The organism is Mucilaginibacter sp., from assembly GCF_039207105.1.
Taxonomy (GTDB): Bacteria; Bacteroidota; Bacteroidia; order Sphingobacteriales; family Sphingobacteriaceae; genus Mucilaginibacter.
The window spans coordinates 1-11132 of the sequence record NZ_JBCECK010000155.1 but is presented as its reverse complement, the minus strand read 5'-3'; the positions used below and the strand labels follow the sequence as shown (position 1 = coordinate 11132).

General features: G+C 39.8%; 12 protein-coding genes. 4 read left to right on the top strand and 8 right to left on the bottom strand.

What is annotated here, in order from left to right; genetic code table 11:
- The coding region (locus AAGC65_RS21585; protein WP_343114538.1) for an OmpA family protein at positions 1-463 on the top strand (463 nt) is incomplete at its 5' end.
- A gap of 350 nt (positions 464-813) precedes the next feature.
- Here the strand turns inward: AAGC65_RS21585 and AAGC65_RS21580 are convergent.
- The 3 genes from AAGC65_RS21580 to AAGC65_RS21570 are packed head-to-tail and all read right to left on the bottom strand — an operon-like array spanning position 814 to position 2722.
- Positions 814-1614, bottom strand: coding sequence for an ABC transporter permease (locus AAGC65_RS21580; RefSeq protein WP_343114537.1), 801 nt, complete (start codon positions 1612-1614; stop codon positions 814-816).
- Positions 1615-1616: 2 nt separating this feature from the next.
- Positions 1617-2519, bottom strand: a complete 903-nt coding sequence (locus tag AAGC65_RS21575; RefSeq protein ID WP_343114536.1) for an ABC transporter ATP-binding protein — start codon at positions 2517-2519, stop codon at positions 1617-1619.
- Complete coding sequence (locus AAGC65_RS21570; protein ID WP_343114535.1) at positions 2513-2722, bottom strand: hypothetical protein; 210 nt, start codon at positions 2720-2722, stop codon at positions 2513-2515. Before AAGC65_RS21570 ends, AAGC65_RS21575 begins: the two co-directional genes overlap by 7 nt.
- Before the next feature lie 243 nt (positions 2723-2965).
- Between AAGC65_RS21570 and AAGC65_RS21565 the strand changes: the two genes are divergently transcribed.
- Positions 2966-4015, top strand: a complete 1050-nt coding sequence (locus AAGC65_RS21565; RefSeq protein ID WP_343114534.1) for a sensor histidine kinase — start codon at positions 2966-2968, stop codon at positions 4013-4015.
- An 84-nt stretch (positions 4016-4099) separates the two neighbouring features.
- Complete coding sequence (locus AAGC65_RS21560; protein WP_343114533.1) at positions 4100-4822, top strand: LytTR family DNA-binding domain-containing protein; 723 nt, start codon at positions 4100-4102, stop codon at positions 4820-4822.
- Positions 4823-4860: 38 nt separating this feature from the next.
- On the opposite strand, the gene AAGC65_RS21555 is transcribed toward AAGC65_RS21560, so the two are convergent.
- The 3 genes from AAGC65_RS21555 to frr all read right to left on the bottom strand — a co-directional run bounded on the left by AAGC65_RS21555 (position 4861) and on the right by frr (position 8362).
- Entirely contained in the window at positions 4861-5721 is an 861-nt protein-coding gene (locus AAGC65_RS21555; protein ID WP_343114532.1) for an SDR family NAD(P)-dependent oxidoreductase, read from the bottom strand.
- Between the two features lie 237 nt (positions 5722-5958).
- Complete coding sequence (locus tag AAGC65_RS21550) at positions 5959-7725, bottom strand: ABC transporter ATP-binding protein (RefSeq protein ID WP_343114531.1); 1767 nt, start codon at positions 7723-7725, stop codon at positions 5959-5961.
- Positions 7726-7798: 73 nt separating this feature from the next.
- Positions 7799-8362 carry a ribosome recycling factor gene (gene frr / locus AAGC65_RS21545; protein WP_343114530.1) on the bottom strand — a complete coding sequence of 188 codons (564 nt, stop codon included), beginning with the start codon at positions 8360-8362 and terminating at the stop codon, positions 7799-7801.
- 176 nt (positions 8363-8538) lie between these two features.
- Here frr and AAGC65_RS21540 point away from each other — a divergent pair, with 176 nt between their 5' ends.
- On the top strand, positions 8539-8895 hold the full coding sequence (locus tag AAGC65_RS21540; RefSeq protein ID WP_343114529.1) for a hypothetical protein: 357 nt from the start codon (positions 8539-8541) through the stop codon (positions 8893-8895).
- Between the two features lie 4 nt (positions 8896-8899).
- Here AAGC65_RS21540 and cdaA read toward each other — a convergent pair whose 3' ends face one another.
- A complete protein-coding gene (gene cdaA, locus AAGC65_RS21535; protein ID WP_343114528.1) occupies positions 8900-9691 on the bottom strand; it encodes a diadenylate cyclase CdaA in 792 nt (263 codons plus the stop codon).
- A gap of 151 nt (positions 9692-9842) precedes the next feature.
- Positions 9843-10814: a polyprenyl synthetase family protein gene (locus AAGC65_RS21530; protein ID WP_343114527.1), complete on the bottom strand. Its 972-nt coding sequence runs from the start codon at positions 10812-10814 to the stop codon at positions 9843-9845.
- Positions 10815-11132: the final 318 nt, after the last annotated feature.

Sequence of the window (11132 nt, the reverse complement as noted above, 5' to 3'; positions counted from 1 at the left end):
TCTGAAAAAAGATTCTGACGGTGACGGTGTTGCTGATCAATTTGACAAATGCCCTGGTACAGCTGCAGGTAGCGTAGTTGACGGTTCTGGTTGCGTTATCGTATTCCCTAAAGATACTGTTGCTACTCCAACTGCTACTGCTTACTCAAACATCCAGTTTGAATTTGATAGCTCAGTATTAAGAACTTCTTCTTACCCAGTATTAGATGCTACTTCTGCTGACTTAAGATCATCTGGTAAAGCTGTTGAAGTTGACGGTTACGCTTCATCTGAAGGTACTGCTGCTCACAACATCAAATTATCAAAAGACCGTGCTAACTCTGTAAAAACTTACTTAGTTAACTCTGGTGTTGATGCTAAAAAAGTAAAAGTAAAAGGCTTTGGCGAAACTAACCCAATTGCTGACAACTCAACTGAAGAAGGACGTGTATTAAACCGTCGTGTTCAGTTCAAACAAAAATAATTTTAAATTAAATATTGTTTGCGAAGGCTCCGGATAACCCGGAGCTTTCTTTGTTTTATAGAGTTTGTAAAGTATAGCAATATTTAGATTAGGGTCGTAAATACTGATTATGTATTAGTCGTCTGAAGATTGAAATTGAATACAGCCCCTGAACAAAGAGAGAAGTATAGTTAAGTGAATGGCGTATCCTATAATTAAATTCTATAGGCTTTATTACTTGCAATAATTACCAGCTACATATTGAGCCTATCCTCATATCATTTAAAAAGAATCTGCACACCTATACATTTGCAAATCCGCACATTATCTGCACATCCGCACATTTACACATCCGCACATTATCCCCCCACCTACCTCACGCTCTTACGAAGCACTATAAAGTAGCCGGCGATAAATACCGCTATGGATATCATGATACTCACCGGAACATCTTTAGTAAAAACATCTATTTGAAGCTTACCCATTGCCTGATTACTTTGGCTTATCATAGTATTTACAGCCACTGAGGGATGCGCGTACGGAAACAAATAAGCGTATTCCCAATTGTTAATAGCCAAAATAACACCCGCTATGGTGCACACAAACCCAAGCCCTATGGGCTTTAAAAAGTCGGCCCAAAGTAGGCTCAGCAAAAACTGTATAGAAAGTATCCCTAATGATGATAAAAAGAGCTTGAAATAAATCAGTAATAGCTCTTTTTCCATATGGTAGCTACCAAATCTCAGTTGCGGCTTTACCATGCCTAGTAAGTTACCAAACCCAATGGTAAACAAAACAAAAAGTGCCAGGCACAATAACACCAGGAACAAGGCGTAAAAATATTTGGCTCCATATACTGCCCAACGCGAAACCGGCAAGCTGAACAAACTCTTCCAGCTACCGGCCACATGCTCTATACTATTTACAGCGTAAGCTATAAAAATCACGTACATGGGGAGCAATAAGGAGCCCATCACTCTTATGATAGCACCTGCAAATTGCATCCACAACTTCATGGGTGCCATATTTACCAGCTTTTCACTTTTGGTATAAAAGCCTACAAATAATAGCAGACAAAGAAGTAGTGGTAATAACACAGCGGCCCAAAAACCAAGCGTTTTTTGATTTTTAAAAAATTCCGACCGGAACGATAGCAGGAATCCATTGATCATGATCAGGCTGCGTTTTGAGTGATAGCAAGGAATAGTTTTTCCAGATCTTTTTGTTGTTTAATTATGCCGAACACCTTATACCCATTTTGAATAAGCAATGTATTCATCAGGCTCATTTGCTCTCTGGAAACATAGGTTACATATACATACTGCTCGGTAACATCAGTAACGGTATAGTTCTTCCGTTTAAGCAAATTTGCGGCATCCACGGTGTTATCGATCTCTATACATACCTGCGGGTGACTGATGGCCTCCAAGTCTTTCACGCTACCCTGAAACAGTAATTCACCATGATCGATAATACCAACATGCGTGGCCATGCGCTCTATCTCGGCCAGTAAATGGCTGGATATAAAAACTGTTTTATTGTGGTGTGATACCAGCTTGAGCAGTAACTCACGCACTTCAATAATACCGTTGGGATCAAGCCCGTTGGTGGGCTCATCCAGTATAAGTAGTTTGGGATCGGGAAGCAGGGCAAGCGCTATGCCCAAACGCTGTTTCATCCCAAGTGAGTATTGACCTGCTTTTTTATTTGCGGCACCGCTTAACTGAACAAGATTAAGCATTTCGCCAACCCGGGTTGCAGGTATTTTGAGCAACAGAGCCCGATTTTGTAAGTTTTCTTTACCTGTAAGATGATGATATATAGCCGGCTGCTCAATGAGCGCGCCTATTTTCGATAATATATTAATGCGGTTATTGTGATACTCCTGTTCAAAAATACGAATGCTGCCGTGTTGGGTTTTTAGCAGGTTTAACAGGAGTTTGATGGTAGTGGTTTTCCCGGCCCCGTTGGGACCGAGAAAACCATATATGCTGCCTTCAGGAACTTGCAGGTTTAATGATTTAATAACCTGCTGATTGCCGAAGTTGAAGGATAACCCCTCAGTATGTATTACCATACATGGTTACTCTTTGCTATTGAGCAAACTGTTTTAACCATAGTAACACCTTTGTAAAACAATGAAGTTGCGTGCACTGAAGCGCCAACTATTGCCGAATCCTTTTTTTGTTTAAACTGATAGCTTACACCTAATATAAGGGCGAACATTACAGGTATCAGTAACATTACAAAAGGATTTGAGTTTTTGATAAGCGTTTTCATTGAGAGTTGATTTTTGATACAACAAAGGAATATTAAATATTTTACCCCCTAAAATGTATTAGACCAACGCCATAGCTTTATAGATGAACGCCCAATTCAATGAAATAACCCGTTCATCGATTTTAAAAGGCAGTTCATCGATAAAATGAAATACTATATATAAATGTACCAACATATAATGAGCAAAATATTAAATTAGATGCCTGTAGCCCTTTATTAAAATGGCGATTAAAAACAAAGCGGATGGAGGCTATAATTTCAGAGGAAAAACAATCACGTATTATCAAAGTGGGCTGGCAGGTATTCTGGCATCTGCTTTTTTGGCTATGTATCATTTCCCTTTTAATGTACCTGGCCCATACCGATTCTGAAGTTACCAACCGCGAATTACTGATCAAGCTACTGCTCTTCCCGGCTATTAATATCAGCTTGTTTTATATCAATTTCCTCATCTACATCCCTAACTTTTTAGATAAAAAGCGCTATTGGGCATATGCAACATTTGTTATTGGTACCATAGTGCTTTATGGCTTTGGCAAATATGCAGTTGGCCTAATGTACAAGGATGTTGTGCTCACCCACATGGGGAAGCCCGTCCCTTTTCCATCATATTTTTTGGCTACCATTTTCAGCAGTCTTATATTTATCTTTTTAAGCGTTGTGCTCAAATTCACTACCGACTGGTTTTTGAATGAACGTATACAGCGCGATCTGGAAAACCAACGATTAAGCGCAGAGCTGGCCTTCCTTAAATCGCAAATTAACCCTCACTTTCTGTTTAATTCCTTAAACAGTATTTACTCGCTCGCCTATCAACGCTCAGAAACCACTCCTGAAGCCATCCTTAAGCTATCGGAAATAATGCGTTATATGTTGTATGAGTGTAATGATAATAAGGTTGACCTGAGTAAAGAACTACAGTATCTGCAAAATTACATTGACCTGCAAAAAATACGATTTGGGAACAAGGCCTTTATTGATTTTAAGGTGATGGGCAACGTAACCAACCAGCAAATTGTACCGCTGTTACTCATTGCTTTTATTGAAAATGCTTTTAAGCATGGGGTTGCCAATGATGTAACATCGCCCATTAAACTGGTGATTAACGTTGATGAATGCAAGCTTCATTTTTTTATCCAGAATAAAAAGCATACGCATAACCGTGATTCATCCGGAGGTATAGGCTTAAACAATGTACAGCGTCGCCTTAACCTGCTTTATCCTGAAAAACATACCCTCAAAATAAGAGACGAAGCCGATACTTATACCTGCGAATTATCAATAGTTTTATAGCCCATTTACTTAGCCGAACCTTTCCTGTTTTAAACCGGAACAAAAAAATTAACAACGAACCATTAGAACGCTTATTTTTACAAAATGATCAGATGCCTGGTAGTTGATGACGAGCCTTTAGCGCTGCATATTCTGGAAGATTATATTTCCAAGATACCTTTTTTGCAACTGGTGAAAGCCACAACCAACCCCATTGAGGCCCTAACCTTAGTACAAACCGGGGATGTTGACCTCGTATTTTTAGACGTGCAGATGCCGGAACTTACAGGCATCCAGTTTTTAAAAATATCAAACGGCAGGGCAAAAGTGATCTTAACAACTGCTTATCCGCAATATGCCTTGGAGGGTTATGAATTGGATGTAGTTGATTATCTGCTTAAACCTATCGCGTTCGACAGGTTTTTTAAATCGGTTCAAAAGGCGCAAACCATTATACAACCTGTAGCTAAAACTGTTGCGGCCGAGCCGGTGCAACAAGATGATTTTTCGACCGATTTTATTTTTGTTAAAACCGAGCATAAAATACAAAAGGTATACCTGCACGATATTCTATTTATTGAAGGCCTTAAAGATTATATATCCATCTTTACCACTGCCGAGCGCATTATTACCCTGCAGGGAATGAAAAAAATGGAAGATGCCCTGCCCGAGCGGCATTTTGTACGGGTACATAAATCATATATTGTAGCCCTCAATAAAATAGACAGCATTGAACGCAGTCGCATTCAAATTGGCGAAAAAATTATCCCGGTAGGCGATACCTATCGAGATGAATTTTTCAGGATAATTGAGGATAAAAACATTTAGTCACCCGCAGCTGGAAACAATCGACACAATAGCTTGCACTATATGCCGATGTTCTGCATCAATTCATCTGACATGTCTTCAGAACGCGAATTAATTTCGTTTATCGGCACTTCCAGCTTACCCACACCAACCGGATAAACTATCTTTCTTTTACCAAAAGGAGTGGCTATAATTTCACTAACAGCATTTGTAATTAAGCTGGTGTCCTGTGGTTGATTGTATGTAGTAAACAAACGAATTATTTTATCCCTGGCATTGGCATACCACGATCCATAGTTACCGGCAAGTGCCCGACTTTCAACTGCCATATATTTTGTACTTATATCCGTTTTAAAAGAACCTGCCTGCACAATAACAGAATCAATCCCGGCATGCTTTAACTCATAATTATAATTTTTTGCTATGGCATGAATAGCAGCTTTAGAGGCACTGTAAGCGCCCATAAATGGTAATTGAAAAGCGCTCATCCTACTTGATATAAGAATCAGAAGCCCACTGCGGTTTTGATGCATATAAGACAATACAGCTTTAATAACCCGGTTAGGGCCAAATACCATAGTTTCAAAAATATCCTGAAGCTCCTTGTCAGTGTACTCCTCGAGCAATCCAACGGTTCCTAAACCCGCGTTATTGATCAAAACATCAATTTTATCATTACAATGTGTTGCAATTGATTCAACTGCTGCCTTTACCGATTCCTCATTATTAACATCAAGTTCATATACAAATATGTTCACGTTATTTTGCTTACCCCATAAGGCTAATTCAGCTGCCGCGTGTTGATTGGTGGTTTTAATGTTACGCATGGTAGCATATACGGTATGCCCTTCTGTTGCCAGTTGCTTAGTCATTAGCAATCCAAATCCACTGCTGCATCCTGTAATTATCACATTTTTCATTTTCACTTCAATTAAAGTACAAACTTATATAATTGAACCCGCCAGGCATATCGCCACTATCGGGGATTTTTAATGCTACTATTTTTAGAATAGTTTTGTATATAATTCAATATGCAGCAGTGAGCAGACTTACGAAGTTTTAAAAACTTCGTAAGTCTTACACCAACCTTGATGTCCCCAAATGCAAAAAAGCCAGCAATTCTTAAATTACCGGCTTTGTTTATAAATAAATATAGTTTACTTCACCTCTGTTTCTTCCACAATGTCTTTTTCGCCGATTTGCTGACGCCACATGGCATAGTAAAGTCCTTTTTGAGCCAGCAGGTCATGATGCTTGCCCGATTCAATGATGCGGCCTTTTTCAAGCACAAATATGCTATCGGCATGCATAATGGTTGATAGGCGGTGAGCTATCAAAATGGTAATATGGTTTTCAAGCTCCGAAACATTACGGATAGTTTCGGTGATCTCCTCTTCGGTTATAGAATCCAGACTTGAGGTAGCCTCATCAAACACCAGAATATCCGGCCTGCGTAATAATGAACGAGCTATGGAAAGACGTTGTTTTTCGCCGCCCGATACTTTCACACCGCCTTCACCTATTACGGTGCTCAGGCCTTTATCGGCACGGGCTAACAGCGTTTGGCAGGCAGCACGCTGCAACACATCCATACATTCCTCATCAGTAGCATCCGGCCTTACAAATAACAGGTTTTCGCGTATGGTACCCGAAAACAGCTGGGTATCCTGGGTAACAAAGCCAATCCGTTCACGCAGCTGATCGAGGTCAATATCTTTACTTAGAGTTCCGTTGTATAAAATATCACCTTCAAAAGGCTGGTATAAACCAACCAATAATTTTACCAGGGTAGTTTTACCCGAGCCTGATGGGCCAACAAAGGCAATGGTTTCGCCGGAGTTAGTTTCAAAGCTAATATGATTAAGCGCGTTACGGTTGGCTGTTAAATGTTTAAAGCTAACATCGCTAAAAGTTAGTGTATTTACTTTCTCAAGCAGTACAGGTTTCTCCGGTTTTTTATCAATCGGAGTGCTCAATATGCCTTTAAAGTTAGCTAATGATACCTCAGCTTCGCGCCATGATAATATCACGTTACCCAACTCCTGCAATGGGTTAAATAAAAAGAACGAATAAAATAAAAAGCTAAAATATTGTCCCGGCGAAATGGTGTTTTTAAAAATAAGCAGTAACAATACCACCACCATCACGCTGCGCACAAAGTTCACCGTAGTACCTTGCACAAAGCTCATACTGCGTACATATTTTACCTTTTTAAGCTCCAGATCAAGAATTTTGTAGGTTGTTTTATTTAAACGTTCAATTTCCTGTTTGGCCAGGCCAAGGCTTTTAACCAGCTCAATGTTTCTTAACGATTCTGTAGTTGAACCGGCAAGAGCGGTGGTTTCCGAAACTATCTTTTTCTGGATGGTTTTTATACGGCGGCTCATGGCCATACTCACAAAAGTAATGATGGGTATGGCAGCAAAATACACCAGTGTTACCTGGTAACTAACGCTCACCGAATACACAATAACAAATATCATCCCGATGAGGGATACAAAAAGGATACTGATAAAAGCGGTAATAAATTTTTCGCAGTCAAGCCTTACTTTTTGTAAAATGCCCAGCGTTTCGCCGCTGCGCTGGTCTTCAAAAACCTGGTAGGGTAACTCCAACGAGTGTTTAAGCCCGTCGGCATACATAGCCGCACCTACTTTCTGCGTAATAATGTTGGTAAAGTAATCCTGAAAGTTTTTGGCTATACGCGATACCATAGCAACCCCAATGGCCGCTGCTATAAGGATCAGCACCTGGTGCAGGTATTCATCGTATTGTAAAACAGTGCGTTTCTCAATAACACGGTCAACTATTCGGCCTGTTATCCAGGGATCAATCAACGAAAAGCCGATGTTCATAGCCGCCAGAAATAGCGCCAACACAACTATCCAGCGATGGTTTTTTAGGTAAGAAATTAATACATTCATGTTTCAACAACAAAAATAAAAAAAGGGAATGGCTAAGTAGCTCATTCCCTTTTAATTTGACATAAGGTTAATATTAAACCGTCATGATGTCTTTTTCTTTAGCCTCAGAAAGCTGATCAACCTTAACTATATAAGCATCGGTTAACTTTTGTATTTCAGCCTCTCCTGTCTTTATTTCGTCTTCAGATACGCCTTCAGTCTTTAATTTTTTGATCTTTTCGTTGGCATCTTTACGGATGTTACGAACAGCAACCTTACCTGTTTCAGCTTCGCCTTTAGCCTTTTTAACCAGGTCGCGGCGGCGCTCTTCTGTTAGTGGCGGCACATTGATACGGATGATGATACCATCATTTTGAGGGTTAACACCCAGATTAGCTTCTTTAATTGCTTTTTCAATAGCAGGCAATAATGATTTTTCCCAGGGCTGCACCACAATAGTACGTGCATCTGGTGTATTAACGCTACCTATCTGGCTTAACGGGGTTGGGCTACCATAGTAATCAACCACTACATCATCCAACATAGATGGATTTGCTTTACCAGCTCTTATTTTATTTAATTCACTATCTGCATGGTTAATGGCTTTATCCATTAATGCCTTTGCATCGGCTACTTGCTTTTTAATGAGTTCGCTCATCGGTTTTAATTTTTCACAAAAATAATAAAATCTATCACTTTAGTTATAGCCTGCCCGCAGTATTATAAAGTATGATACTAAGCATGAGGTTGACAAGGCCATTAGATAAATATTAAATAACCTTTTTTAACATTTATATCTATAAATAGTTATTTATATTAGCATACCTTTTACCTATGAAAACCATTTGGCTATTTATTCTGATGATAATTGGTGCTACCCAATTAAAAGCACAGCAATTAACCCAACCCGGTAAAACCGCGGGTAATTCCTTATATCAATATTTTAAACCAAAACGTGATAGTGATCTGTTTAAAATAGCTCCGGTTCAACCTAAAGCAGTCGAGTCAACGCCTGTGCCTACGGTAAAAGAAGTCATGGTAGCAGAAGTAGTTGACAATATGCCGATAGTTAAGACACGAAGTGACGATAAAATGCCTATAGTTAAACCCGGCAACCCAAATACTCACTACACCATGCTGATACAAGGTTATGGTAAGCTTAAACCAGATTCGATAAGCAAACAGCCTTAAAAGCTTAAAAATCCTTATTCAGTACTTTTTCCAGTTCGGCAAAGCTAATGTTCATTTTAACGCGGCCCTGCTTGGCGTAAGAGAGTTCGCCTGTTTCTTCTGATATAATGATGGCCGTAGCCTCATTGGCTTCCGTTACCCCGATGCCGGCACGGTGACGCAGACCAAATTGCGCAGGCAGGTCCGTTTTTTCGGTAAGCGGTAAAATACAACTGGCCGATTTTATTTTATTTTCGGAAATAACTACCGCTCCATCATGCAATGGGCTTGTTTTTTGAAAAATACTTTCCAGCAGGCGTTTAGATATTTTAGCATCCACCACCTCGCAGCTGTTTTGATAAAACTGTTCGTCGTAATATTTGGCGAATACGATCAATGCTCCCGTACGGGTTTGCTTCATGCTTTTGCAGGCATCAATAATTGGCTTGATACGGGCATAGTTATTTTTTTCGACCTCGGTTTTACCAAAAAAATATTGCCACCAGGCCTTATTACGCTGCAACGAAGCGTTTTTACCTACCAGCAACAAAAATCGCCTTACCTCCTGCTGAAAAACCACAATAACAGCAATAATACCTACATCAACAAACTTACCCAGTATTACGGTAAGCAGTTTCATATCAAGTGCCTTTACCACAAAGTTAAGGGCAAATATTACCGCGAAGCCTATAAATATATTTGCAGCTATAGTACCCCTGATAAGGTTGTAAAGCTGGTAAATAATAAAGGCCACCAGCACCACATCCAGAATATCAAAAAATGTGATTTTAGGAAAGCTTAAGAATACGGATTGCATTTACGAAGTTAATAAGTTTAAGGGTAAGTCATAACCGGGCGGCATACAAAGCACTTTTTTTAAATCGGTATGACTTTTACCCAATCAGCTATAATTCCATAAAGATAATGGCGCTAAACTAAAATTAAAAGTTTAACGTGTTGGAAAATACCTACTTATTACGCTCGGTGGTGAACCTCACCAACTGCTCAAGTCCGCGGTGCGAGTCGCTGTCGGGAAAAGTGTTTAATATTTCAAAAGCTTCGTCCTGGTATTTTTTCATTTGGGTTTCAGCATATTTCAGTCCACCGGTTTCATTTACAAATTTGATGATCTGTGCAATTTTGGCCGGATCATCATTATGATTCTTCACCAGGTTAATGATGCGTTTCTTTTCAGAATCGGTAGTGTTGGCCAATGAATAGATAAGCGGAAGGGTAACTTTTTTTTCCTTGATATCAATACCAAGCGGTTTACCAACGTCATCGGTACCAAAATCAAACATATCGTCTTTGATCTGGAAAGCGATACCTATTTTTTCACCAAACAGGCGCATTTTTTCAATCACCTCGTCAGACGCCCCGGCCGAAGCCGCGCCGCAGGCGCAACATGCCGCAATAAGCGACGCCGTTTTTTGCCTGATCACTTCGTAATAAACAGGTTCGCCAATATCCATTCGGCGTACCTTTTCAATCTGCATCAATTCGCCCTCGCTCATTTGCTTTACAGCTTCAGATACAATGCGGAGCAAATGAAAATCATTATTATCGATAGATAACAATAAGCCCTTCGACAGCAGGTAGTCACCCACCAAAACGGCTATCTTGTTTTTCCATAAAGCATTGATAGAGAAAAAGCCACGGCGCTGATAAGAATTATCTACCACATCGTCATGAACAAGCGAAGCAGTATGCAAAAGTTCAACCAATGCGGCTCCACGATGCGTTGATTCGTTAATGCCCCCGCATATGCTGGCAGCAAAAAACACAAACATGGGTCTGATCTGTTTTCCTTTACGCTTAACAATATAATGGGTTATGCGGTCAAGCAGAGGCACCGAGCTTTGCATAGAAGCCTTGAACTTCTCCTCAAACACATCAATATCGGCGGCGATAGGTTTTTTAATGTTGTTGATGCTCAGCATTTAAACTAAACAAGCTTTTTATGTGTAAAACTGCCTTTTGGCAATACGAAGCAAACATAAGCTAAAATTATTTATCTGCATTACGGGTAAATATTTTTTACTCAAATTAAACCAAAGGCCGCATGAACACTCTATAATATAAATGCCATGTTTTTTAGTTGAGTTTAAAGTTTTCATGTATGGCGGGGCTCCTGAATTGGGGCTTTGCTTTTTTATTGGTGGTGAAAGCAATATTATTATACCTTTGCAAACTAATTTTATCCGGAGAGGTGTCTGAGTGGTCGAAAGAGCACGCCTGGAAAGTGTGTATACGCCAAA

Coding starts and splice junctions, on each gene's coding strand:
- AAGC65_RS21550 (WP_343114531.1), bottom strand. CDS start 7,725: ATGAATGTATTAATTTCTTACCTAAAAAACCATCGCTGGATAGTTGTG.
- AAGC65_RS21555 (WP_343114532.1), bottom strand. CDS start 5,721: ATGAAAAATGTGATAATTACAGGATGCAGCAGTGGATTTGGATTGCTA.
- frr (WP_343114530.1), bottom strand. CDS start 8,362: ATGAGCGAACTCATTAAAAAGCAAGTAGCCGATGCAAAGGCATTAATG.
- AAGC65_RS21565 (WP_343114534.1), top strand. CDS start 2,966: ATGGAGGCTATAATTTCAGAGGAAAAACAATCACGTATTATCAAAGTG.
- AAGC65_RS21530 (WP_343114527.1), bottom strand. CDS start 10,814: ATGCTGAGCATCAACAACATTAAAAAACCTATCGCCGCCGATATTGAT.
- AAGC65_RS21580 (WP_343114537.1), bottom strand. CDS start 1,614: ATGATCAATGGATTCCTGCTATCGTTCCGGTCGGAATTTTTTAAAAAT.
- AAGC65_RS21570 (WP_343114535.1), bottom strand. CDS start 2,722: ATGAAAACGCTTATCAAAAACTCAAATCCTTTTGTAATGTTACTGATA.
- AAGC65_RS21540 (WP_343114529.1), top strand. CDS start 8,539: ATGAAAACCATTTGGCTATTTATTCTGATGATAATTGGTGCTACCCAA.
- cdaA (WP_343114528.1), bottom strand. CDS start 9,691: ATGCAATCCGTATTCTTAAGCTTTCCTAAAATCACATTTTTTGATATT.
- AAGC65_RS21560 (WP_343114533.1), top strand. CDS start 4,100: ATGATCAGATGCCTGGTAGTTGATGACGAGCCTTTAGCGCTGCATATT.
- AAGC65_RS21575 (WP_343114536.1), bottom strand. CDS start 2,519: ATGGTAATACATACTGAGGGGTTATCCTTCAACTTCGGCAATCAGCAG.